This is a genomic window from Roseinatronobacter alkalisoli (assembly GCF_028745735.1).
Lineage (GTDB): Bacteria > Pseudomonadota > Alphaproteobacteria > Rhodobacterales > Rhodobacteraceae > Roseinatronobacter > Roseinatronobacter alkalisoli.
In genome coordinates, this window is sequence record NZ_JAQZSM010000001.1 from 390386 (window position 1) to 413635 (window position 23250).

Here is a 23250-nt window from a genome sequence, read left to right on the forward strand (position 1 = left end):
GCTGCATCGCCGAAGATTGCAACATTGCCTGCGATTTCCTGTGCCCGCGCCTGTCACAGCCGGTATCAGCGGCAAATCCCTGCCGGAAGGGCCGTGTCACAGCAGCGGACTGGCCAGTGCCAGAATGTTGTTGCGCAGCCTGCGGATGATGGACCAACCAGCGACATCGGCGCGGTCGATGGTTGTCGCGCGGGCAATATAGCTGCGCTGCCGCGCATCAAGGCAGGCGGTGAAATCGGGGCATTGGAACAGCAGCGAATTTTCATAATTCAGATCGAAACTGCGGTGGTCCAGATTGGCGGTGCCGATCATGCCGAACTGCCCGTCAACTGTGGCAATCTTGGAATGAATCAGCCCCGGTTCGAACAGATGGATGCGCACACCCGCGCGCAGCAGGTCCGGATACAGGCTTTCACTGGCCGCCCCCACAATTGCACTGTCATTCCGCGCGGGCACAATAAGGTCGACCTGCACCCCGCGTTCCGCCGCCGAACAAATGGCCGTGTGCAGCGCGGGGTCTGGCACGTAATAGGGCGTGGTCAGCATCAGCCCTTCGGTGGCCGCATAGATTATCGCGCGCAGCGCATCCGAGGGCGTGGTGTAAATGTCGTCCGGCCCAGAGGCGATGACCTGCGCCGTGACCTTGCCTTGCGGGTCTTGCGGCGCGGGCGGTATGGGGGTGCGCAGCATATGGCTAAGATCTTCTGCGTGATGTGTCATCCAGTCATGCAGAAAAACGGCCTGCTGTTGCTGTACGACCGGCCCTTCCAGCCGCACCAGAATGTCCACCCAGGGCGCGAACCGTGGTTTGATGGCAAAAGCCGCATCCGCGCAGTTGCGGCTGCCGATCCAGCTGAGGCGGTTGTCGACCACGATGATCTTGCGGTGATTGCGCAGGTCGATGCGCTGAAACAGCATGCTGATGAAGGGGTTGCCGACAGGGGCGGCGCGTTCCAGCGCAACACCAGCGGCTCCCATCAACTGCCACAGGTTCGACCGGATCAGACGGCGCGCGCCATGATCGTCAACCAGAACCCGGCAGGTCACCCCGCGCCGCGCCGCATCCATCAGTCCCTGCGCCATACGGGTTCCCGTGTCATCCGGCAGCCAGATATAGAACAACACATGGACATGATCGCGCGCTGCAGCGATGGCGTCGAAAACGTCCTGCATCATCTCATCGCCTTCGACAAGCAGGGTCAGACGATTGCCGCGTACCGGGGGAAACTGGCTTGTTGCCTGACCCGCAGCAAAAGCCGGGCGTGCCGCGCCGGTATGCAGGATCATGCTTTGCGGGCTGGCGCGCTGGGCGGCCAGCAGTTTATGGCGGACCTCGCGCATGCGTTCGCGGCCCGCGCGCGCCAGCCGGATTTCGCCGAACAGGAAATAAGCCGCAATCCCAACGCCGGGCAGCGCTGAAATGATCGTCACCCAGGCCAGCCGTGCAGACGGTGACAGCCCCGCGCGCAGCAACGCCCGGATGATGAAGCCCACTTGCAAAATGACAACCAGAACAACCGTTGCGGGAGCCATGACCTGTTCCTTAACACGATAAGGTGTCACATTGTCATGTCATCGCGCCATTGTCACGCCGCGCCTGATCTGCTTCAAGCAGAGGGCTTATACCAGCCGATACACCGCAGATATTTTCCTTCGGGGGTTTGATTCATCATGTTGCAGCCACTGGTTTTTGACGCCTTTGTCGCCCCCGCTCGCCTGCGCCCGCAGCTATGGCGCCTGTTGCTGGGGCTGGGGGTGATGATCGTGATTTATCTGGGCTGGATGGCCCTGATGGGCGCGGGCTTTGTGGCGCTGAGAGGGTGGCGCAGTTTTGACGGCGGCATTGCTGGCATGAGTATTGGCGGAACGCCCGCAGCGCTGGTGGGATTGCTGTTTACCTTCGCGGGCATGGCACTGGGCACATTCGCGGCGGTACGGTTGATTCATCATCGCAGTATCGCATCCCTTTTTGGTCCATGGGCGGTTCTCTGGCGTGATTTCATGGCCGGAATGGGTATCTTCATGGCGGTTTCCGTGCCGGGGGTGCTGTATTTCCTGCTATTCGTCGATCTGTCTGGCGGGGTGGTCTGGACTGTCTGGCTGGCATGGCTGCCGGTCGCAGTTGTCGGCTTGCTTATTCAGACCGGCGCGGAAGAAGTGGTCTTTCGCGGCTATCTGCAACAGCAACTGGCCGCACGTTTCCTGTCACGCTGGGTGTGGATGGTGCTGCCTTCCGTGCTGTTCGGGCTGGTGCATTATGCGCCGGAAGAAATGGGCGATGCTGTCTGGATGGTGGTGTTCGTGACAGGGTTTTTCGGGTTGTTGCTGGCTGATCTGACCGCGCGCAGTGGCAGTCTTGGCATGGCGTGGGGGCTGCATTTTGCCAATAACCTGCTGGCCATCTTTCTGTTCACCACGGGCGAGGCACTGGACGGGCTGGCGCTGTACCGCTTGCCCTTCGGGCCGAAAGATACTGAGATCATGACTTTCATGCTGGGAATGGACATGGCGGGCATGGTGCTGGTCTGGGGCATATGCCGGTGGTGGCTGCGCGCTCGCTGATTGCATTTCGTGCGCATGCCGATTATCTCAGGCCAGATGCCCTGCAGGATGTTTCGATGAACTGGATAACCAATTACGTTCGCCCCACCATCAACTCGCTTTTTTCCCGGCGGGAGATGCCTGAGAATTTATGGGTCAAATGCCCGGAATGCGGCACAATGCTGTTTCACCGGGAACTGACCCAGAACCAGCAGGTCTGCACGTCGTGCAACCACCATATGCCGATCTCACCCCGGGAACGATTCGCGAATTTCTTCGATGCGGGGATGTTTACGGAAATCGCGGTGCCCCAGCCAATTGCGGACCCGCTGCATTTCCGCGACCAGAAAAAATATCCTGACCGGATGAAAGCCGCGCAGAAAGGCACTGGTGAAAAGGAAGCCATGCTTGTCGCCGAAGGCCAGGTGCTGCGCACCCGCCTTGTTGCGGTCGCGCAGGATTTCAGCTTCATGGGCGGGTCCATGGGCATGTATGTGGGCAATGCCATCATTGCCGGTGCCGAACATGCGATTGCCCGCAAACTGCCGCTTGTGTTGTTTTCGGCAGCCGGTGGCGCGCGCATGCAGGAAGGTATCCTGTCGCTGATGCAGATGCCGCGCACCACTGTCGCTGTGGATATGCTGCGCGAAGCGGGCCTGCCCTATATTGTGGTACTGACCCATCCCACCACCGGCGGGGTGACGGCCAGTTACGCCATGCTGGGCGATGTACAGATTGCCGAACCCAACGCGCTGATCTGTTTTGCCGGCCCGCGCGTTATTGAACAGACAATCCGCGAAACACTGCCTGAAGGGTTCCAGCGCGCCGAATATCTGCTGGATCACGGCATGCTGGACCGCGTGACGCCGCGCAAGGAATTGCGCACTGAAATCGCGACAGTGCTGCGCATGCTGACTGGGCAACCTGCGGTTGTATATGGCGATCTGCCTGCACCGGAACAGGCCGCCGAGGCCGGGACCGAAGCCTTGCCTGAACCGGGCGCTGAACGGTGACAGGCGCAGGCTCTGACGCGCTTCTGGCGCGCATGATGGCGTTCCACCCGAAAATCATTGACCTGACGCTGGACCGTGTCTGGCGTCTTCTGGCCGCACTGGACCATCCCGAACGCAGCCTGCCACCCGTCATTCACATTGCGGGCACCAATGGCAAGGGCAGCACCCAGGCCATGATCCGTGCCGGCCTGGAAGGGGCGGGATGCAGCGCGCATGCCTATACCAGCCCGCATCTGGCGCGGTTTCATGAACGTATCCGGCTTGCCGGGGATCTGATTTCGGAACCGGCCCTGTCGGCCCTGCTGGACGAATGCCTGCGCGCCAACGGTGACGACGCGATCACCTATTTTGAAATCACCACTTGCGCGGCATTGCTGGCATTCGCCCGCACGCCTGCGGATTACACATTGCTGGAAGTGGGGCTTGGGGGGCGGCTGGACGCCACCAATGTTGTGGACCGCCCCGCGCTGAGCATCATCACCCCTGTCAGTCTGGACCATCAGCAATATCTGGGCGAAACACTGACCGAAATCGCGGGCGAAAAGGCAGGGATCATCAAGCGTGGGGTGCCCTGTGTGGTGGCCGCGCAGGAAGATGCCGCGCTGGACGTGATTGAAGCGCGCGCGGCACGTCTGGGCGCGCCCTTGCTGGTGCAGGGGCAGCATTGGCATGTCACGGCCGAAGGCGGGCGGCTGATCTATCAGGACGAAACCGGCCTGCTGGATCTGCCTTTGCCCAATCTGGCGGGGCCGCATCAGGTACAGAATGCGGGAACGGCCCTTGCAGCGCTTCGCGCGCTTGGCCATGGCGCGGGGGCAGAGGCGGCGGTGAGCCGCGCGTACTGGCCCGCGCGTATGCAGCGTTTGCGCCATGGGCCGCTGGTTGATGCCCTGCCACAGGGGCGGCTGTGGCTGGATGGCGGGCATAACCCGGCGGCAGGACAGGCGATTGCCGACACGCTGGCGCAATTGAAGCTGGGCAGGCTGTGGCTGATCTGCGGTATGCTGAACACCAAGGACGTGGCGGGTTTCATGCGCCCGCTGGCCGATGTGACCGCGCGCCTGTATGCTGTGTCCATCCCCGGAGAGGCCGCGACGCTAAGCGCAGAAGACACCGCCAAAGCCGCACAATCCGCCGGAATAGATGCGCGACAAGCCGAAAGCGTGGCCAGCGCGCTGGCTGATATCGCGGGGCAGGACGCGCAGGCCAAGGTTCTGATCTGCGGGTCACTGTATCTGGCCGGGCAGATATTGCGCGAAAACGGCTGATATGCGGTCGGGTCAGGGCGAAACGGCGCAGTAGTTTCCCTCTGGCGCGAAGCAAAGGCTGCGGGCTGGCCCACGCCACAGGTCTGGCCGTCCCGCGGCCTGCCGGTTTCGCCAGCGTCATGCCCGGCCTTGGACGTCGGAGTTGTGACGCAAGCATAAACTGAACTCCTCCCACGCAGGACCGGCAGTCCCCGGCCCACCGCCAGCGCGGGCTTTGTGCATATCCTATGGTCCATTCAGGCCAGAAAACACCCGGCTTTGCGGCGCGGCCAGACGTGACCCCGCGCCCCGTGATGCCGCAAAAGAAAAGGGGCCATGGTCTGGCCCCTATTTGGATATCTACAATTGCAGCGCGTGACTTATTCTTCTTCCGCGCTGTATTGTGCCAGATAGGCATACAGATCTTCAGCCGAGCCGCGCAGACGGTGGTTCATGTTGCCGCGCGCGCGCGCATCTCCCGTCACCTCGCGTAGGAAACCGACGGGATCGGTGACATAGGCAACGAAGTTTTCTTCATCCCAGATCACGTCATGTTCAGCCCCTGCGGCCTGCATTGCACTGGAAAAACGCTCATACCCTTCATAGGTGCCTGCCTGACGGCCTGCCACGCCCCACAGATTGGGGCCTGTCGGGGCCAATCGCTGGATGACATCGCCATCAGGGGACACAATACCATGACAGCTGGCACATTGGCGGAAGTTCTGTTCACCCGCTGCGGCATCGCCGGTGGGTTCTGCCTGTGCGGCGAACGGAAGGGCGAACAGCACAGCCAGCGCTGCGGTCTTGACCTTGAACATCAGTCTCTCCTCTCAGTGCGGGGGGAACCCGCTGCCTAACAGTAACGCGACACCCGACGACTCGGGGTTGATGGGCAGTCTAGCGGGACAATACATCTACGCAAGTATACATAGGTGCAGGTTCCCTGACCTTTTACCCCCCTGCGACGATTTAACCTACCTCTGAGTGCGCGCGTGTGCCGGTCCTAAATAGACACCCGTTCAAGGATTTCCGGTTTCGTGACCTGACTTGCCGGGCGGGACAGGACGACTTCGCCCCGGTTCAGAACGCAGAATTCATTCGCCAGCCCATAGGCGAAATCGAAGTACTGTTCGACCAGCACAATGGCGATTTCACCCTCGCTGCGCAGCAATTCGATGACCTTGCCGATCTGCTTGATGATATTGGGCTGAATGCCTTCGGTCGGTTCATCCAGCAGCAACACCTTCGGCTGCGCAATCAGCGCACGCGCAATGGCAAGCTGTTGTTGCTGGCCCCCTGACAGGTCGCCGCCGCGCCGGTCTTTCATCTGCTCTAGCACCGGGAACAGGTCATAAATCCGTTCGGGAATGCGATGCTCTGACCGGGGCAGGCAGGCAAATCCGGTCTGCAGGTTTTCGGTCACACTCATCAGCGGGAAAATTTCACGGCCCTGCGGTACATAGGCTATGCCTGCGCGCGCAGCCTGTGCGGCGCTCGGGTGGTCCAGCACCAGCCCGTCCAGTTCAATTGTGCCCCCGGAATATGGGTGGCGGCCCGCGATTGCACGCAACAGACTGGTCTTGCCCACGCCATTGGTGCCCATCACGGCAGTAACCGCGCCCGCGCGCGCCTGCATCGAAATACCATACAGGATTTGTGAAGCCCCGTAATGCAGGGTCAGATTTTCGACTTTCAACATGTGTTATCGCCCCAGATAAACATCAATCACCTGCTGGTTTTTCGTCACATGGTCCAGGCTGCCTTCGGCCAGAACCGATCCTTCATGCAGCACGGTCACGCGGCATTCCAGCCTGCGGATGAATTCCATGTCATGTTCAATCACCATGACCGCACGGGTCTGCGCCGCGCGTTTCAGCAGGTCGGTTGTGTGTTCGCGTTCTGCCGGGGTCATGCCGGCGGCGGGTTCATCGACCAGCAGCAGGCGCGGATCCTGCGCCAGCAACATGCCGATTTCCAGCCATTGTTTCTGCCCATGGCTCAGGTCACCGGCGCGGTCATCAAGGCGGTCCTGCAACCCGATTTCGGTTGCCAGTTCAACGATGCGCCCGGCATCCTCGCGGGTCATATGCCACATCAGCACGGAAAACGGGCCGCGCTTGTTGCGCAGCGCCATGGCCAGGTTGTCGCGCACGCTTTGTTCTTCAAACACCGTGGGTTTCTGAAACTTGCGCCCGATTCCTGCCTTGGCGATCTGGCTTTCGGACAGTTTCAGCAGATCCACCTGCCGTTCGCCCCAGCGCACGGACCCTTCATCGGGGCGGGTTTTCCCAGTGACAATATCCATGAATGTCGTCTTGCCTGCACCATTGGGGCCGATCACGGCGCGCAGTTCCGGTTCGCTGATGGCAATCGACAGGTTGTTGATGGCGCGGAACCCGTCAAAAGTGACCGACACGCCCGACACTTCCAGAAGTGTTGTCATGGCTTTTTCCTTACCAGATAGTCAAACAACCCGCCGATACCCTTGGGAAAGAACAGCGTCACAGCGACGAACCCAAGACCCAGAACAACCAGCCACCAATCCGTCCACAAGAAACGGTAATTGCCAAAGCTGATATTCGGCGCACCGCCCCCTGTCAGCCAGCTGGACATCAGCGACACGGTTGCGGCGCCTATCACGGCACCATAAAGCCGCCCACGCCCCCCGATCGCCACCCAGACCGCCAGATAGATCGACGCGATGGGCGCAATTTCCGCGGGGTTGATGATGCCTGCCTGCGGGTAATACAGCGCGCCCGCAATGCCCGACACCACAGCCGTCAGGGCAAAAACGAATAGCTTGTATCCTTCAACATTATAGCCAAGGAACCGCACCCGCGCTTCATTGTCGCGGATGGCCTTGATCACGGACCCGAACTTGCCCGATACGACCCATGCAAACAGCAGATACCCCGCGCCCAGCGCAAAGGCAGACGCCCAGAAGAACCACATCGACAGCACTGATTGCGGCACATGCAGCGCGCCGGGAATGTTCTGCAACCCCGACAGCCCGTTATTGCCGCGCAGGCCCGTGTCATTCTGGAACAGGTACAGCGACAGCGCCAGCGTCATGGCCTGTGTCAGGATGGACAGGTACACCCCGGTCACCCGCGACCGGAAGGCCAGCCAGCCAAAGACCAGCGCCAGCAGCCCCGGCACCAGCACCACCATGGCCAGTTGCAGCGGCAGCGATCCTGCAAAACTCCAGATCAGGGGCAATTCGGAACTGCCCACGACGCCGAAAATCTGGGCGGTGACGGCATCTGTTATCTCCACCTCGGTCGGTGGGATGGTCGCGCCTGACAGGCTGTCGCGAATGACGATTTCGGTGCGCGCATACATCAGCCACATACCTATGGCATAGCCCCCAAGCCCGAAAAAGGCGAAATGCCCAAGGCTGAGGATGCCGCAGTAGCCCCAGACCACATCCATGCAGACCGCAATCAGGCACAGGCACAGCGTCATGCCAAGGATCTTGACCATCGAGGTGGACAAAACGCCAATCCCCATCCCTTCGGACAGAATGCTGACACCCAGCGTGAACAGGCCCAGTAGCCCCATGAACCACAGAACAGACGGGTTGGTGTGCAGCAGGCCGCGGCGTGCGGGGCGGGGCTGATCGGTTGGTGTTGTGGAAACCATGGCCTTAATCCCCCGCCGCACGGCCCTTCAGGGCGACAATGCCCTTTGGCCGGAATTGAATGAACAGAATGATGAACAGCACCATATAGGTCTGTGCCGCCAGCGTGTTGGTGGGATTGAACCATTCGATCCCCTTTTGCAGTGCGCCGATCAGACCCGCGCCTGCAAGCGTGCCAAAGACCGATCCGACACCGCCCACAACCACGGTCATGAAACTTTGCACGATGTAATTCGCGCCCATTTCCGATGTGACCTGCGCATACATGCCAATCGCCACGCCCGCGACACCGGCAATGCCCGACCCCAGCCCGAAGGTCAGCATGTTGATGCGGTCAGGGTTGATACCCATGCTGGCCGCCATGCCGGGGTTCTGGGTGACTGCGCGCACTTCCAGACCCAGCCTTGTGCGGTTCAGGATGAACAGCAGCAGGACCAGGAACATCAGCGCCATGAAGAAGATGCCCACGCGCAACGTGCTGATACTGACAAGGTCATTCAGCGCCAGCGACCCGGCCAGCCAGTCCGGCGCGGTCAGGGGGCGGGCCTGCGTGCCAAAGATATTCTTGGCCAGTTGTTGCAGCGCGATGGAAATGCCGAATGTCGCCAGCAGCGTTTCCAGTGGGCGGGTATACAGATGGCGGATGACCAGCCGTTCCATTGCCACGCCTGCGGCAAAAGTCACGCCAAAGGCCAGCGGCAGCGCCACCACCAGCGACACGGTGTAGTCGGGGATCATCGTCTGGACAACATAGCCGGTATAGGCCCCCATCATGATGAATTCGCCATGCGCCATGTTGATCACGCGCATCACCCCGAAGGTGATGGCCAGCCCGATTGCGGCCAGAAAGAAGATGGATGCCAACGACAACGCATCCAGCGACAGACTCAGGGCCTGAAACGCCCCTATGCGGGTGCGCGTGCTGTCAAGGGCGTCGCGCGCCGCATCGGTCACTGCAGCATCCGGTTCAAGATAGGCATCGAAAAAGACATATTGCGCGACTGCGGCTTCCATATCGGCCTGTGTCACCAATGGCGGCACGGTGCCCGCATCCTGCAAGGCGCGATAGGCTGCTACGCGGTTGTCATCCGTGTTCAGCTGGTGAACCGGCACACCGCCCACGCTGCCATTCACCACATTGGCGCGCAGCACATCGCGGATGGCATTGCGGCCGGGGCGGGGCGGGAACAAATCTGCATCCGACAAGACCGCATAGGCGGCGTGCAGGTCCATATCCTCGCCCGGTATGCGGATGCGTGCGATATTGGCGTCCTCGGGCAGGGTTTGGGCGAAATCGCTGCGGGTCTGCAGAAGCTGGTTCAGAACGCGCCGCGCTTCGGTGGAAATATCGCCGCGCAGCCCGTCAATGGCATCGACGCGGGTTGCCGTGTCGGTTGTAAACCGCGCATTCAGCAGGTCCAGCAGCCGTTCCATGCGCGCAGCGATCCGGGCATCGGTTTCAGACGCAAGCGCCAGTTCCAGCGCGGGTATCTGTTCGGGATCGGGGCTTCTGGTCGCGGATTCCAGTGCTGCGATACGGCGGGCGGGATCGGGGTTCATCAGTTCGAACTGCACAAGTGCTGCGTTGATTTCGCGCCGGACGCCCGCATTGGGCCGTATCTGGTTCACATCGCGGGTGCTGACCTGCGCGACGATTTCGCCGCTGTCGATATCGGTCAGTTCAGCCATACCGCCGGTTTCATTGGCGAAGAAGAACAACCCATCTTCGGGGCGTTCAATAACGCCGCGGTCCTGCCATGCGCGCAGGAATTCCACGGTTCCCGGCGCATCGCGTTCCAGCAGGGCCGACAGGACGTCAGGCACCGTGCCGCGTGACGGGCTTGCCACCTGCGCCTGCACGGATTGCAGCACATCCTGCAAGGGCGTGTCGCTGGTGCTTTGGGCGCGGCCAGCAACAGGGTGCAGGACCACGGTAAGGGAAATCAGGCACGCGCATAAACACGCGAGGCGGGGCAATCGCAACATGGGATGGGGCCTTCATATCTTCGGGCAGGACATGCGGGAGATGTCGGAGAGGGGGGATGCAGGCGACTGGCCTGCATCCCTGCTGCGCCTTAGTAGTTCGAGGTCAGCTGAACGCAGGTTTCAGTCGCGGTGTCGAACATGCCGCAACCCAGTTCCTGCCAGTCGCTAACCAGCGTTGCGCTTTCGTCCAGATAGGGCGTCCATGCAGCGCCTTCGACTTCTTCAGTCTGGCTGATGATGTCGAATTGCCCGTCTGCGCGGATTTCACCGATCAGCACGGGTTTTGCCAGATGGTGGTTGGGCAGCATGATGGCGGTGCCACCGGTCAGGTTGGTGAATTCCTGTCCCCACATCGCTTCGCGCACGGCGTCCACATCCGTTGTGCCAGCAGCTTCGACCGCGTTTACCCACATGTTGAAGCCGATGTAATGCGCTTCCATCGGGTCATTGGTCACACGGTTCGTGTCGCCGATGAAGTCATGCCATGCAGCGATGAAAGCTTCGTTTTCCGGGGTGTCTGCCGACATGAAGTAGTTCCACGCGGCCAGATGGCCGACAAGCCGCGATGTGTCGAGGCCCGAGAGTTCTTCCTCACCCACAGAGAAAGCAACTACGGGAATGTCATCGGCGCTGACGCCCTGCGCGGAGAGTTCCGTGTAAAAGCCGATATTGGCGTCACCATTGATGGTGGAAATCACGCCGACCTGCTTGCCGCCCGCACCAAGTGCCACAACATCGGATACGATGGTGGACCAGTCGGAATGACCAAAGGGCGTGTAGTTCACAAAGATGTCTTCTGCGGCAATGCCCTTGGACAGCAGATAGGCTTCCAGAATGGCATTGGTGGTGCGGGGATAGACATAGTCGGTGCCCAGCAAAGCGAAGCTTTCAACGCCCAGTTCTTCAAGGAAATAATCCACGGCCGGAATGGCCTGCTGGTTGGGGGCCGCGCCGGTATAGAACACGTTGCGTGAACTTTCCTGCCCTTCATACTGGACCGGATAGAACATCAGACCGTTCAGTTCTTCCAGAACCGGCAGCACCGCCTTGCGGCTGACTGATGTCCAGGCCCCGAAAATGACGTCCACTTCGTTGACAGTCAGCAATTCGCGCGCACGTTCTGCAAAAAGCGGCCAGTCCGATGCGGGGTCAACGACAACGGCTTCGATGTCACAGCCCAGCAGGCCGCCATTGGCATTTTGCTGTTCGACCAGCATCAGCATCACATCGCGAAGTGTGGTTTCAGAAATCGCCATACTGCCGGAAAGTGAATGCAGCACACCCACCTTGATCGGGCAATCTGCAAATGCCGGGCCGGACGCGATCAGAAGCGCAGAGGCCGCAGCCGAAGCGAGCAGGGTTTTGGTTGTCATAAGACGCATTCTCCTTTGATGATCTTATGCGACTGACGGTCTGGCTTGCTTTATGTTATTCAAGACCCCATATCCGTCAGAGCAGCATTCTTGTTGCCATGTCCAGCGGTCGGCATCTGCCAGGATCAGGCCGTTGGACATGTTTGATGCTGATCCACGAACCAGCAATAATGTTGTGTATCGTCCTTTCGTCGGATGCAATTTCGGGGCAGTACGATCCCGCGACATCAGGGCAGGGCATGGGCGTATGCCCAATTATTGGGCAAATTGGCGCGGCGATGCCTGATAATAGTGCTGCATTGCGGCCATCCGGTTTGAAACGCGGGGGGAAGTGCCTGCATCGTAACGCCTGTAAAACAGGCAACATGTTCAGGATTCGGCGTTTTCCGGGATCACGGTTCTGGCCAACAGGGACATTTCGCGTATTCTTGGCAAGGTGAAGATGTATGACGGGGTTGCGAAAGCCCGTCGTGTGACTCTCCGCCGCGTTTCTGGCGGGAAATCAGGCGCTTTGAATGTCCGGAACCGGTTCGGGGTGCAGGGCAAGGCCGCCTTCGCGTTCTAGGAATGCCACCACCTGATCCAGCCCAATGCCATGTTTCAGACTGGCCAGAACATAGGGTAAGCTGCCACGCGCCCTTTGTGTGTCCTGTTCCAGAAGGACAGGATCAACGCCCACATGCGGGGCCAGATCGATCTTGTTGACGACCAGCATGCCGGATTTCGTAACCCCCGGCCCGCGTTTGCGCGGAATGTCCTGCCCTGCGGCAGTGTCGATCACATAGATGGTGATATCCGCCAGTTCGGGCGAAAAGGTTGCGGCAAGGTTGTCGCCGCCCGATTCAATCAGGATCAGGTCCAGATCGGGGAAAGCGTGGTTCAGTTCCGCAATGGCCGCAAGGTTGATGCTGGCATCTTCGCGGATGGCGGTATGCGGGCAGCCGCCGGTTTCCACCCCGCGAATGCGTGCGGCTGGCAGCACCTGCGCGCGCACCAGCGCGTCGGCATCTTCGCGGGTGTAGATGTCATTGGTGATGACCGCCATGGAACAGCGTTGCGCCAATGCGCGGGCCAGATGTTCGGTCAGCGTGGTTTTGCCCGCACCGACGGGGCCACCAATGCCCACGCGCAAGGGGCCGTGCAGGTTGGAAGACAGTGTGCTCATGTCCGGTACAGCCTTGTTTCCTTGATTTCATGGTGCATTGCGGCCAGATCGGCAGCAAGGCAGGAATTTGCGAATGCGTCAATCTCTGCGGTTTCTGCGTTTGTGGCGATGGTCACAATCAGCGGCAGCAGATCGGCCAGCACCTTCTGGCCTGCGCTTTGGCCCAGTGGAATATGCTTGACCCCCATGGTGACCAGATTGCTGACGAATGCCTGAAGATAAAGGGCGATCACATCTTTTGCGGGCAGGTCCAGCGGGCGCGCGGCGCAGGCAACAGTCAGCGGCAGGGTGCGGGCGGGGATATGCTGGCCGGTCATGGTGCCCAGGGTGCGTGCGAAGGCAGCACCCTGTTCGCGTGCTTCCTGCAACCGTTCGGCGCAGGGTTGCAGGGCCACGCAAAGCGCGTCCAGCGCATCCGGATCGGCCCCGTCTTTTAACGCATGGGTCATAAGAACCGCATCTTGCCAGCCGGTTCCGAACTGCACCACATCGGCCAGCCAGTCGTGCAGGCTGGCGGCATCATGCACGCAGCCATCGGCAATGACCTGTTCCAGCCCATGACTATAGGCGAAGGCCCCGGTCGGAAATGCCGGGGACAACCATTGAACAAGGGTCAGCGCAGCGGGGGACAGCATGAATCAGGCGTGCGTATGGTGGTGATGGTGGTGATGACCATGCGCATGCCCGTGGTCATGCGAAGGGCCGTGTGAATGGCCCATCGTGCGGCCATGCCCATAGGCCCCCCCTTCGGGGGTGAAAGGGGCGCTGATATGGCGCAGGCTGGCGCCCAGTTGCTGCAACATCGCTTCTATTACATGATCACGGCGCACCAGCAGGCGTGTTCCCTCGATCCGGCAAGGGGTGTGGCGGTTGCCGATATGCCAGGCAAGACGGGGCAGGTCGCCTGTCACCTCAATCAGGGGTTCATCGGCGGCGACAATTTCAAGCGTGGTGCCGTCCGTCAGTTCGAACCCCCAATAAGCGTCCAGATTGGTGACTTCCGGCAAATTGACCATGAAGCCGCGCCCTTCGGCGGTGGTCAGGCGTTTGCGTCGTATCATGCGGCCGTCATAATCCAGAATAACGGCCCCGTCACAGCGGTCGGGGCGGGTTTTCAACAGCCGGTTCAGGGGAGGAAGATCAGTCATTTTGCACCTGTGTGGAAAAGATCGCGGTAAACATGGGCTGCCAACCCGCGCCGCGACAGGCCCATCGCGGCGAGTGCCCTGTCCGGCAGGCGGTCAAGGCGCGCGAATTCGGCCTCTCTCGACATGCGGCCATGGGATGGGTTGCAGCCGAAGCCGGTATTGGCCAGAAAGCAGTCAATCTGCCGCGATTGCTGCGGGCTAAGGTTGGAATTTGCTGGTCGTTGTCGCATTTCACCCTCCGTCAGGTAGAAACACTCCTCCCACGGACTGGCAGTATCACAGCAGGGCGTAAATTTCTTCTCAACTGCGCGTGCGCTGTGCTGCGATGCGGCAATTCCGGGGTGACTGTTGCATCCTTGCGTCAAAGCTGCGCAAAACATAGGCATCAGAACAGGAAATAGCGCTGCGCCAGCGGCAGTTCGGTTGCCGGTTCACAGGTCAGCAACACCCCATCGGCGCGCACCTCATAGGTTTCGGGGTCCACGTCTATGGCGGGGGTGGCGCTGTTCAGGCGCATGTCGGATTTGCCGATGCCGCGGCAGTTTTCCACCGCCAGCGTGGTTTTTGCCAGCCCCAGTTCCGCGCCAATGCCCGCGGATTGCCCCGCTTGCGACACGAACACCACGGCAGAGCGTTCGACCGCGCGCCCGAATGCCCCGAACATAGGGCGCGAATGCATAGGCTGCACCGGGATCGAGGCATTGGGATCGCCCATCTGCGCCACGACGATGGATCCGCCCATCAGCACCATTTCGGGCTTCGCGCCGAAAAACGCGGGCGACCACAGCACCAGATCGGCGCGTTTGCCTTCTTCCACGCTGCCGATATGGCGTGACATGCCATGTACGATGGCGGGGTTTATGGTGTATTTCGCAATATAGCGGCGCACGCGGAAATTGTCGTTATTGCCGGTCTCTTCCGCCAGCCGCCCGCGCTGCGCTTTCATCTTATGGGCAGTCTGCCATGTGCGGGTAATCACCTCGCCCACGCGGCCCATGGCCTGGCTGTCCGAGGAGATGACGGAAAATGCGCCCATGTCATGCAGGATGTCTTCGGCGGCAATGGTTTCGCGCCGGATGCGGGATTCGGCGAAGGCCACATCCTCGGGCACTTTGCGGTCCAGATGATGGCACACCATCAGCATATCGAGATGTTCTTCGATGGTGTTGACCGTATAGGGCATGGTCGGGTTGGTGGAGCTTGGCAGAATATTCTGGCTGCTGACCACCTTGATGATGTCAGGCGCGTGGCCGCCGCCCGCCCCTTCGGTATGGAAGGCGTGAATGGTGCGGCCCTTGATGGCGGCCAGCGTGTTTTCCACAAAGCCCGATTCATTCAGCGTATCGGTGTGGATCATGACCTGAATATCGGTCTGTTCGGCCACGTTCAGGCAGCAATCGATGGCGGCGGGTGTGGTGCCCCAGTCTTCGTGCAGTTTCAGGGCTGCCGCGCCTGCGCGCACCTGTTCATGCAGCGCATCGGGCAGGCTGGCATTGCCCTTGCCCGCAAACGCCAGGTTCATCGGGAATGCATCAGCGGCCTGCATCATCCGCCCCAGATGCCAGGGGCCGGGGGTGCAGGTGGTGGCCAGCGTGCCATGCGCGGGGCCGGTGCCCCCGCCCAGCATTGTGGTCAGGCCGGAATGCAGCGCATCGTCAATCTGCTGCGGGCAGATGAAATGGATATGCGCGTCAAACCCGCCTGCGGTCAGAATTTTGCCTTCGCCGGCGATAATTTCGGTTCCTGGTCCGATGATGACGTCCACACCGGGCTGGGTATCGGGGTTTCCTGCCTTGCCGATCTTGGCAATACGCCCGTCACGCAGGCCCACATCAGCCTTGATGATGCCGGTATAATCCACGATAAGCGCGTTGGTGATGACCGTATCCATGGCTCCTGCCGCGCGCGTCAGTTGCGACTGGCCCATCCCGTCGCGGATAACCTTGCCGCCGCCGAATTTGACTTCTTCACCATAACCGCCGCGTTCCGCGATCAGGTCGCGTTCCACTTCGATAATCAGGTCGGTGTCGCCCAGACGCACCTTGTCGCCCACAGTCGGGCCATACATGTCGGCATAGGCTTCGCGTGTGATCTTGTATGACATTTACAGCGCCCCCATAACCTTGGCATTGAACCCGTAAACCATGCGCGCCCCGCCATAGGGCACAAGTGCCACTTCACGCCGCTGGCCCGGTTCAAACCGCACGGCGGTTCCTGCCGGAATGTCCAGCCGCAACCCGCGCGCGGCGGTGCGGTCGAAGTCCAGGCCCGCGTTGGCCTCGGCAAAATGGAAATGGCTGCCCACCTGAATGGGGCGGTCGCCGGTATTGGCGACCATCAGCGTTGTGACCGGCTGGCCTGCATTTACCTCGATTTCGCCATCGGGGGTGAAAATCTGACCGGGGATCATGCGCTTGCCCTTTCGCGGATGGGGTGATGAACCGTGACCAGCTTGGTGCCATCGGGAAAGGTGGCTTCAACCTGCACGGAATGGATCATGTCAGGGATGCCGGGCATGCATTGGTCCGCGGTGATGACATGTGCGCCTGCCTGCATCAGGTCCGCCACGGTGCGCCCGTCGCGCGCGCCTTCGACCACGTAATCGGTGATCAGGGCAATCGCTTCGGGGTGGTTCAGTTTCACGCCGCGCGCCAGCCGGTTGCGCGCCACCATGGCGGCCAAGGCCACCAGAAGCTTGTCTTTTTCACGGGGGTTCAGGTTCATGAAGGTCTACTCACATTTGCCAGACACGGGGAAGGGCGGTTGGGCGCAGCGCCTGCAACAGGCGCACCATCTGTTGTCGCAAGGGCCAGTTGTCGCGCGCCATCAGGCGCACGACCAGCCGCCCCGGCATGGCGGATGCGGCGGCATTCACATCGGGGTCGGGGTGCAGGGCCGCGCGCGCCAGCGCCAGCTTGTCCTGCGCGCCTTCTGCGACCAGCACAAGCGTTGCGAAAGCCCGCATGCCCGCTAAGCCCGCAGCGCGGCTGTTCAGGCGTGGGGCGTCCAGCGCAAGTGCTTCGGCGTGGCAAGGCGTGTCGCCCTGCCGGATCAGTCGCCAGTCGTGAAAATCCAGCGTGTTGACCTGCTCGCCCATTGCGGCGCGCCCCAGAACCACGGTTTCGGCCATCAGGCAGCTTGCGCCCTTGCCAAGGGTGATGATGGTGCGCCGCCGCAATTGCGCGGCGTCAAACAGGATGGTTTCCTGCGGCAGCCAGTCCAGATGCGCGCCATCGCCGACATGCATGCCGATATCGACATGCGCGGCACCCGATGTGCTGCGATAGGCGCGCTCAGCCGTTTGGGTGGTGGCGGTCAACCGGCACCCTGCGCCCAGGGTTATGTTCAGCGCCAGCCTGTCGCCCCCCGTCAACCCGCCGGAAGTGTTCAGAAACACCAGTTCCGGCCCCGGCAGCAAGATCAGCTTCGCGGACCCTTGCTGATATAATTCCCCCAGAACCGCCCGCCCGCCCCGCGCAAAAAAATCCGCGCGGGCAATGCCCTTGCTGCGCTGGTGGGTTTCGGACAGTTTCAGCGGGATCATGAACACCTCGATATCTGATGTGTCGCTATCAAGGGGCCGGGGAACCAATCCAGCCCCGCCGCACCAGTGCCCGCAGGAAAGCGGGGCCATGCGGGCCGGCCCGATATGCGGTGATTAATTCATGTGCGAAACGATTAATTTATAGTCTGTTTTGAATCGCCCTTTGGTGGTCGGGTGGGCGGCAGCGGGTAGCAGGGGCAAACCGGTGCCATCTGCCAATGAAATAACAGTGCCCCTTCACCTTTCGCTGCAGATGCGTTATGGCCCGACCACTTGTTTCAAGGAGGCCAATATGGGCTACAGAGTCGTCGTCGTGGGTGCCACAGGTAATGTGGGCCGCGAAATGCTGAATATCCTCGCCGAACGCGAGTTTCCGGTTGATGAGATTGCCGCGCTGGCGTCGCGCCGCTCTCAGGGAACCGAAGTCAGCTTTGGCGACCGAACTTTGAAATGTCAGGATCTGGAACAGTTCGATTTCACGGGCTGGGACATGGCATTGTTTGCCATCGGGTCCGATGCAACCCAGAAATACGCGCCCATTGCCGCCAAGGCGGGCTGTGTGGTGATCGATAATTCGTCGCTGTATCGCTACGACCCTGATGTGCCGCTGGTGGTGCCGGAAGTGAACGCCGAAGCGGTGGATGGCTACACAAAGAAAAACATCATTGCCAACCCCAACTGCTCGACCGCGCAGATGGTTGTCGCGCTGAAACCCCTGCATGACCGCGCGCGCATCAAGCGCGTGGTGGTCAGCACCTATCAATCGGTGTCGGGGTCCGGCAAGGAAGCCATCGATGAGCTGTGGAACCAGACCAAAGGCGTTTATGTCCCCGGTCAGGAAGTGGCGCCAAGCGTCTATCCAAAGCAGATCGCGTTCAATGTGATTCCGCATATCGATGTCTTCATGGAAGACGGGTCGACCAAGGAAGAATGGAAGATGGTCGTCGAGACCAAGAAGATCATTGACCCGAAGATCAAGGTCACGGCAACCTGCGTGCGCGTGCCGGTTTTTGTGGGGCATTCGGAATCCATCAATATCGAATTCGAGGATTTTCTGGATGAAGATGAGGCGCGCGACATTCTGCGTGAAGCGCCGGGTATTCTGGTGATCGACAAGCGCGAAAACGGTGGCTACATCACTCCGGTTGAATGCGTGGGTGACTATGCGACCTATATCAGCCGCATTCGTCAGGATTCGACCATCGACAATGGCCTGAACCTGTGGTGCGTCAGTGACAACCTGCGCAAGGGTGCCGCGTTGAATGCGGTGCAGATTGCCGAAGTTCTGGGGAACCGCTGCCTGAAAAAGGGCTGAGCATCCCTTTCACCATTTTGCCAAGGCACGGGTTCGCACCCGTGCCTTTTTATATGGTGCGCAGGTTTCCCGCTGTGACCCTTTGGTTTCCAATCGGAAATGTGAAAGGCGTTTCCGGTGTCGAAAATGTCGGAATCGCGGCTGTGCGTTCTGTCTTGCCCCGTTATAGCTGTGCCAACAGCGACAACTTACCGCAGGGAAGAGAGACATGACCTTCAAGACCGATATCGAAATCGCGCGCGAGGCCAAAAAACGGCCCATTCAGGAAATCGGCGCGAAACTGGGCATTCCGTCAGAGCATCTGTTGCCCTTCGGGCATGACAAGGCCAAGGTCAGTCAGGAATTTGTGGCCGATGCGCGCGGACGCAAGCGCGGCAAGCTGATCCTTGTGACCGCGATCAACCCGACCCCTGCGGGCGAAGGCAAAACCACGACAACCGTTGGGTTGGGCGATGGGCTGAATGCCATTGGTAAGAACGCCGCGATCTGCATTCGTGAAGCCAGCCTTGGGCCGAATTTCGGCATGAAGGGTGGCGCGGCCGGTGGCGGCTACGCGCAGGTTGTCCCCATGGAAGACATGAACCTGCATTTCACTGGTGATTTCCACGCCATCACCTCTGCGCATAATCTGCTGTCGGCGATGATCGACAATCATATCTACTGGGGGAATGAGCTGGAAATTGACGAGCGCCGCATCACATGGCGCCGTGTCATGGATATGAATGACCGCGCATTGCGCGATATGGTCGTCAGCCTTGGCGGTGTGTCGAACGGTTTTGCCCGCCAGACCGGTTTTGACATTACTGTTGCGTCCGAAGTGATGGCGATCCTGTGCCTTGCTGCTGATCTGGAAGATCTGCAAAACCGTCTGGGCGATATCGTGATTGCCTATCGCCGCGACAAGACACCGATCTATTGCCGCGATATCGGGGCAGAAGGCGCGATGACGGTTCTGCTGAAAGACGCGATGCAGCCCAATCTGGTGCAGACGCTGGAAAACAACCCCGCCTTTGTGCATGGCGGCCCTTTTGCCAATATCGCGCATGGCTGCAATTCGGTTGTTGCCACGCAAACCGCGCTGGGCCTGGCCGATTATGTCGTCACCGAAGCAGGCTTCGGCGCCGATCTGGGGGCTGAGAAGTTCTTCAACATCAAATGCCGGAAAGCAGGATTGACGCCATCGGTCGCGGTGATCGTGGCCACTGTGCGCGCGATGAAAATGAATGGTGGTGTCGCGAAGGCGGATCTTGGTGCGGAAAATGTAGAGGCGGTGCAGAAAGGCTGCCCGAACCTGGGGCGCCATGTCGAGAATGTGAAATCCTTCGGGGTGCCGGTGGTTGTGGCGATCAACCATTTCCATTCCGACACGGACGCGGAAGTTGACGCCGTGAAAGAATATGTCGCCTCGCTTGGTGCGGAAGCGATTCTGTGTCGCCATTGGGCGCAAGGGTCTGCGGGGATTGCCGAACTGGCCACACGCGTAGCGGAAATTGCCGATGGTGACCGGGCACAGTTTGCGCCCCTTTACGGCGATGACATGCCGCTGTTCGAGAAAATCGAAACAGTTGCACGGCGGATTTACCGGGCAGATGAAGTGCTGGCAGATGGCAAAATCCGCAGCCAGCTGAAAGAATGGGAAACGGCGGGATATGGCCATTTGCCGATCTGCATGGCAAAGACGCAGTATTCCTTTACCACCGACCCGAACCGCCGCGGCGCGCCCGTCAACCATTCGGTGCCGGTGCGTGAAGTGCGCCTTGCGGCAGGGGCCGGGTTCATTGTGGTTATCTGCGGGGAGATCATGACCATGCCGGGTCTGCCGCGCAAACCGGCGGCACAATCGATCCGGTTCAATGAGGAAGGACTGATTGAAGGGCTGTTCTGATCGCGGCGGGGGATGGTGGACGGACGCTCGCGCCCTTGCGGGCGCATCGCCCCGCCCACCATCCCCTGTGGGCGCATTGAACTGATGCGGTGAACAGGCTAGGAGGCGGCAGGTTCATGAAGAATGGAAAGCCTCTATGCCCAACCCCGCAGAATGCCAGAGCATGAAGGAATTACGCGCCGAGATTGACCGGATTGATTGCGCCCTGATTGCCTTGCTGGCGGAACGTTCAGGATATATCGATCGCGCGGCCCAGTTGAAGCCCGCCGAAGGATTGCCCGCCCGCATAGATGACCGTGTGGCGCAGGTTCTGGAAAATATTCGCCAAAATGCCACGCGTGCCGGGTTGGACCCCAGATTGGCGCACTGTCTGTGGCAGCAGATCATTGACTGGTCAATCGCGCGCGAAGAGCGTGTGCTGGGACCCCGCTGAAAAGAGGATCGACATATGAGCGCAGCTATTATTGACGGTAAGGAATTCGCAGCGCGGGTCCGGGCCAGGGTTGCGGAGAATGTCGCAAGATTGAAGGCGGATCACGGTCTGACGCCTGGGCTGGCTGTGGTGCTGGTGGGCGAAGATCCTGCCAGCCAGGTCTATGTACGGTCAAAGGGTAAGCAGACCCTTGAGGTCGGAATGGCATCTTTCGAACATAAGCTGCCTGATGATACATCTGAAAAAGAGTTGCTTGATCTGATCGATCGTCTGAACCGTGACCCGGAAGTGCATGGGATTCTTGTTCAATTGCCGCTTCCAGCACATCTGGATTCAGATCTGGTGATCAACAGGATTGATCCGGCCAAGGATGTGGATGGCTTTCATATTTCCAATGTAGGGCTTTTGGGAACCGGACAGAAAAGCATGGTGCCCTGCACCCCGCTGGGCTGTCTGATGATGTTGCGCGAATATCATGGCGACCTGTCGGGGATGAATGCAGTGGTCGTGGGCCGGTCGAATATTGTCGGCAAACCCATGGCGCAGCTTCTGCTGGGTGACAGTTGCACTGTTACGATTGCGCATTCCCGCACCAGGGATCTGCCGGATATGTGCCGCAGCGCCGATATTCTGGTTGCGGCGGTTGGCCGTGCGGAGATGATTCCGGGGGATTGGGTGAAACCGGGGGCGACGGTCATTGATGTGGGTATCAACCGGGTGGAACGCGAGGGCCGCAACACGCTGGTGGGCGATGTGCATTTTGACAGTGCCGTTCAGGTGGCGGGCGCAATTACCCCGGTGCCGGGCGGGGTTGGTCCCATGACTATTGCCTGTTTGCTGGCCAATACAGTAACTGCGGCCTGCCGCGCCAATAAACTGGCGGAACCTGAAGGGCTGACGGCCTAGGCACATGGTGCGCCCCCGCGGGGGGGGGACGCGACAGGTGCTACGGGACGGATGCCCCGGGTTCAGCAAGCGCGGCCCTGATGCGTGCGGCAATGAAATCCGTGAAAAGCGTCACTTTCAGGTCGCGCAAGCGTCTGTGTGGTGTCAGCGCGGCCAGGGTGACGGGCTGGGGAGGCGTGGATTCCGCCACAGGTACCAGCGCGCCTGAGCGCAGGTGATCCGCGACCTCGAATATCGGTTTCATGACAATGCCATGTCCGTCCAGCGCCCAGCCGGTCAGAACATCGCCGTCATCGGATTCGAATGGCCCGCTTATCTTGAACCGCTGCGGGCCTGATTGCGTCTGCAAGGTCCATTGAAATTCACGCGCACCGGGAAAGCGCAGATTCAGGCAGTCATGCCCCTGCACCACCAGGGCTGCGCCATCCTGCGGCATTCCGCGCCGTTCAATATAAGCAGGGGCGGCACACAGGATGCGCGGGCATTGCGCGATGACACGCATTTTCAGAGCGGAATCTTCCAGCGGGCCAAGGTGAAACGCCAGATCCAACCCTTCGGCGGCGACATCAATACTGCGGTCGGACAGGCGCAGACGCAATTCGATGCCGGGGTTTTCATCCTTGAAGGCGGGCACGTGCGGCGCAATCAGCCGTCTGCCGATGCCAAGGGGGGCCGCGACGAACAGCGTGCCACGCGGCTGGGCGGTGGCATGGGTCAGGATGGCTTCTGCCTCGGTGATGGCATCAAGGATTTTCAACGCGCCATCGTAGAACAACACCCCGTTCGATGTTGGTTTCAGGCTGCGCGTGGTCCGGTTGAACAACCGCACGCCCAGATGCTTTTCCAATTCGCCCACGCGCGCTGATGCCACAGCCGGCGATGTGCGCTGATCGCGTGCGGCTGCCGACATGCTGCCCAATTCATAGACACGCACGAACATCCGGATATTGTTGATATAGGCCATCTGTATTTTCAGGCTGCATTTGAAAGTGTTCGGGGTTTTACTGGATTATCAGAAAGCCACGCTGCGGTATAGCCTGCGTGTCATACGTCA

23 protein-coding genes are annotated in these 23250 nt (G+C 60.2%); 7 read left to right on the forward strand and 16 right to left on the reverse strand.

What is annotated here, in order from left to right; genetic code table 11:
* Positions 1-96 precede the first annotated feature (96 nt).
* On the reverse strand, positions 97-1533 hold the full coding sequence (gene cls, locus PUT78_RS01955) for a cardiolipin synthase (protein ID WP_274350362.1): 1437 nt from the start codon (positions 1531-1533) through the stop codon (positions 97-99).
* A 138-nt stretch (positions 1534-1671) separates the two neighbouring features.
* Between cls and PUT78_RS01960 the strand changes: the two genes are divergently transcribed.
* Genes PUT78_RS01960 through PUT78_RS01970 form a run of 3 tightly spaced genes read left to right on the forward strand, consistent with a single transcriptional unit; the run spans position 1672 to position 4822 of the window.
* Positions 1672-2562, forward strand: coding sequence for a CPBP family intramembrane glutamic endopeptidase (locus PUT78_RS01960; RefSeq protein ID WP_274350363.1), 891 nt, complete (start codon positions 1672-1674; stop codon positions 2560-2562).
* Positions 2563-2618: 56 nt separating this feature from the next.
* Positions 2619-3554, forward strand: coding sequence for an acetyl-CoA carboxylase, carboxyltransferase subunit beta (accD, locus tag PUT78_RS01965; protein ID WP_274350364.1), 936 nt, complete (start codon positions 2619-2621; stop codon positions 3552-3554).
* Positions 3551-4822 carry a bifunctional folylpolyglutamate synthase/dihydrofolate synthase gene (locus PUT78_RS01970; protein WP_274350365.1) on the forward strand — a complete coding sequence of 424 codons (1272 nt, stop codon included), beginning with the start codon at positions 3551-3553 and terminating at the stop codon, positions 4820-4822. Before accD ends, PUT78_RS01970 begins: the two co-directional genes overlap by 4 nt.
* Positions 4823-5181: 359 nt before the next feature.
* Here PUT78_RS01970 and PUT78_RS01975 read toward each other — a convergent pair whose 3' ends face one another.
* From PUT78_RS01975 to PUT78_RS02040, 14 genes are all read right to left on the reverse strand, one after another.
* A complete protein-coding gene (locus tag PUT78_RS01975; protein WP_274350366.1) occupies positions 5182-5619 on the reverse strand; it encodes a c-type cytochrome in 438 nt (145 codons plus the stop codon).
* 185 nt (positions 5620-5804) lie between these two features.
* Positions 5805-6500 carry an urea ABC transporter ATP-binding subunit UrtE gene (gene urtE, locus PUT78_RS01980; protein ID WP_274350367.1) on the reverse strand — a complete coding sequence of 232 codons (696 nt, stop codon included), beginning with the start codon at positions 6498-6500 and terminating at the stop codon, positions 5805-5807.
* A 3-nt stretch (positions 6501-6503) separates the two neighbouring features.
* A complete protein-coding gene (urtD, locus tag PUT78_RS01985) occupies positions 6504-7244 on the reverse strand; it encodes an urea ABC transporter ATP-binding protein UrtD (protein ID WP_274350368.1) in 741 nt (246 codons plus the stop codon).
* Positions 7241-8443: an urea ABC transporter permease subunit UrtC gene (gene urtC / locus PUT78_RS01990; protein WP_274350370.1), complete on the reverse strand. Its 1203-nt coding sequence runs from the start codon at positions 8441-8443 to the stop codon at positions 7241-7243. Before urtC ends, urtD begins: the two co-directional genes overlap by 4 nt.
* 4 nt (positions 8444-8447) lie before the next feature.
* Positions 8448-10427 carry an urea ABC transporter permease subunit UrtB gene (urtB, locus tag PUT78_RS01995; protein WP_274350371.1) on the reverse strand — a complete coding sequence of 660 codons (1980 nt, stop codon included), beginning with the start codon at positions 10425-10427 and terminating at the stop codon, positions 8448-8450.
* 89 nt (positions 10428-10516) lie between these two features.
* A complete protein-coding gene (gene urtA / locus PUT78_RS02000) occupies positions 10517-11800 on the reverse strand; it encodes an urea ABC transporter substrate-binding protein (RefSeq protein ID WP_274350372.1) in 1284 nt (427 codons plus the stop codon).
* A 502-nt stretch (positions 11801-12302) separates the two neighbouring features.
* A complete protein-coding gene (ureG, locus tag PUT78_RS02005; RefSeq protein WP_274350374.1) occupies positions 12303-12965 on the reverse strand; it encodes an urease accessory protein UreG in 663 nt (220 codons plus the stop codon).
* On the reverse strand, positions 12962-13597 hold the full coding sequence (locus PUT78_RS02010) for an urease accessory protein UreF (protein WP_274350476.1): 636 nt from the start codon (positions 13595-13597) through the stop codon (positions 12962-12964). Before PUT78_RS02010 ends, ureG begins: the two co-directional genes overlap by 4 nt.
* A gap of 6 nt (positions 13598-13603) precedes the next feature.
* Complete coding sequence (locus tag PUT78_RS02015; RefSeq protein ID WP_274350375.1) at positions 13604-14113, reverse strand: urease accessory protein UreE; 510 nt, start codon at positions 14111-14113, stop codon at positions 13604-13606.
* Positions 14110-14343: a hypothetical protein gene (locus PUT78_RS02020; protein ID WP_274350376.1), complete on the reverse strand. Its 234-nt coding sequence runs from the start codon at positions 14341-14343 to the stop codon at positions 14110-14112. Before PUT78_RS02020 ends, PUT78_RS02015 begins: the two co-directional genes overlap by 4 nt.
* Before the next feature lie 155 nt (positions 14344-14498).
* Positions 14499-16217 carry an urease subunit alpha gene (ureC, locus tag PUT78_RS02025; RefSeq protein WP_274350377.1) on the reverse strand — a complete coding sequence of 573 codons (1719 nt, stop codon included), beginning with the start codon at positions 16215-16217 and terminating at the stop codon, positions 14499-14501.
* Positions 16218-16523 (reverse strand): urease subunit beta, encoded by a 306-nt coding sequence (locus PUT78_RS02030; RefSeq protein WP_274350379.1) that lies wholly within the window; start codon positions 16521-16523, stop codon positions 16218-16220.
* Positions 16520-16837, reverse strand: a complete 318-nt coding sequence (locus PUT78_RS02035; RefSeq protein WP_274350381.1) for an urease subunit gamma — start codon at positions 16835-16837, stop codon at positions 16520-16522. Before PUT78_RS02035 ends, PUT78_RS02030 begins: the two co-directional genes overlap by 4 nt.
* A gap of 10 nt (positions 16838-16847) precedes the next feature.
* Entirely contained in the window at positions 16848-17657 is an 810-nt protein-coding gene (locus PUT78_RS02040) for an urease accessory protein UreD (protein ID WP_420793440.1), read from the reverse strand.
* 292 nt (positions 17658-17949) lie between these two features.
* On the opposite strand from PUT78_RS02040, the gene PUT78_RS02045 reads away from it, so the two are divergent.
* From PUT78_RS02045 to folD, 4 genes are all read left to right on the forward strand, one after another.
* The gene (locus PUT78_RS02045; RefSeq protein ID WP_274350383.1) at positions 17950-18972 is read left to right on the forward strand and encodes an aspartate-semialdehyde dehydrogenase; all 1023 of its coding nucleotides are present in this window, start codon (positions 17950-17952) and stop codon (positions 18970-18972) included.
* Positions 18973-19180: 208 nt separating this feature from the next.
* Positions 19181-20857: a formate--tetrahydrofolate ligase gene (locus PUT78_RS02050; protein ID WP_274350384.1), complete on the forward strand. Its 1677-nt coding sequence runs from the start codon at positions 19181-19183 to the stop codon at positions 20855-20857.
* A 136-nt stretch (positions 20858-20993) separates the two neighbouring features.
* A complete protein-coding gene (locus PUT78_RS02055; protein WP_274350385.1) occupies positions 20994-21290 on the forward strand; it encodes a chorismate mutase in 297 nt (98 codons plus the stop codon).
* 15 nt (positions 21291-21305) lie between these two features.
* Positions 21306-22196 (forward strand): bifunctional methylenetetrahydrofolate dehydrogenase/methenyltetrahydrofolate cyclohydrolase FolD, encoded by an 891-nt coding sequence (folD, locus tag PUT78_RS02060; protein WP_274350386.1) that lies wholly within the window; start codon positions 21306-21308, stop codon positions 22194-22196.
* Positions 22197-22236: 40 nt separating this feature from the next.
* On the opposite strand, the gene PUT78_RS02065 is transcribed toward folD, so the two are convergent.
* Positions 22237-23160, reverse strand: a complete 924-nt coding sequence (locus PUT78_RS02065) for a LysR family transcriptional regulator (RefSeq protein ID WP_274350387.1) — start codon at positions 23158-23160, stop codon at positions 22237-22239.
* Positions 23161-23250 lie beyond the last annotated feature (90 nt).

Coding starts and splice junctions, on each gene's coding strand:
- PUT78_RS02045 (WP_274350383.1), top strand. CDS start 17,950: ATGGGCTACAGAGTCGTCGTCGTGGGTGCCACAGGTAATGTGGGCCGC.
- urtB (WP_274350371.1), bottom strand. CDS start 10,427: ATGTTGCGATTGCCCCGCCTCGCGTGTTTATGCGCGTGCCTGATTTCC.
- ureC (WP_274350377.1), bottom strand. CDS start 16,217: ATGTCATACAAGATCACACGCGAAGCCTATGCCGACATGTATGGCCCG.
- PUT78_RS02030 (WP_274350379.1), bottom strand. CDS start 16,523: ATGATCCCCGGTCAGATTTTCACCCCCGATGGCGAAATCGAGGTAAAT.
- PUT78_RS01975 (WP_274350366.1), bottom strand. CDS start 5,619: ATGTTCAAGGTCAAGACCGCAGCGCTGGCTGTGCTGTTCGCCCTTCCG.
- PUT78_RS02040 (WP_420793440.1), bottom strand. CDS start 17,657: ATGATCCCGCTGAAACTGTCCGAAACCCACCAGCGCAGCAAGGGCATT.
- urtC (WP_274350370.1), bottom strand. CDS start 8,443: ATGGTTTCCACAACACCAACCGATCAGCCCCGCCCCGCACGCCGCGGC.
- urtD (WP_274350368.1), bottom strand. CDS start 7,244: ATGACAACACTTCTGGAAGTGTCGGGCGTGTCGGTCACTTTTGACGGG.
- urtE (WP_274350367.1), bottom strand. CDS start 6,500: ATGTTGAAAGTCGAAAATCTGACCCTGCATTACGGGGCTTCACAAATC.
- PUT78_RS02015 (WP_274350375.1), bottom strand. CDS start 14,113: ATGACTGATCTTCCTCCCCTGAACCGGCTGTTGAAAACCCGCCCCGAC.
- accD (WP_274350364.1), top strand. CDS start 2,619: ATGAACTGGATAACCAATTACGTTCGCCCCACCATCAACTCGCTTTTT.
- ureG (WP_274350374.1), bottom strand. CDS start 12,965: ATGAGCACACTGTCTTCCAACCTGCACGGCCCCTTGCGCGTGGGCATT.
- PUT78_RS02065 (WP_274350387.1), bottom strand. CDS start 23,160: ATGGCCTATATCAACAATATCCGGATGTTCGTGCGTGTCTATGAATTG.
- PUT78_RS02055 (WP_274350385.1), top strand. CDS start 20,994: ATGCCCAACCCCGCAGAATGCCAGAGCATGAAGGAATTACGCGCCGAG.
- folD (WP_274350386.1), top strand. CDS start 21,306: ATGAGCGCAGCTATTATTGACGGTAAGGAATTCGCAGCGCGGGTCCGG.
- PUT78_RS02035 (WP_274350381.1), bottom strand. CDS start 16,837: ATGAACCTGAACCCCCGTGAAAAAGACAAGCTTCTGGTGGCCTTGGCC.
- cls (WP_274350362.1), bottom strand. CDS start 1,533: ATGGCTCCCGCAACGGTTGTTCTGGTTGTCATTTTGCAAGTGGGCTTC.
- PUT78_RS01960 (WP_274350363.1), top strand. CDS start 1,672: ATGTTGCAGCCACTGGTTTTTGACGCCTTTGTCGCCCCCGCTCGCCTG.
- PUT78_RS02050 (WP_274350384.1), top strand. CDS start 19,181: ATGACCTTCAAGACCGATATCGAAATCGCGCGCGAGGCCAAAAAACGG.
- urtA (WP_274350372.1), bottom strand. CDS start 11,800: ATGACAACCAAAACCCTGCTCGCTTCGGCTGCGGCCTCTGCGCTTCTG.
- PUT78_RS02020 (WP_274350376.1), bottom strand. CDS start 14,343: ATGCGACAACGACCAGCAAATTCCAACCTTAGCCCGCAGCAATCGCGG.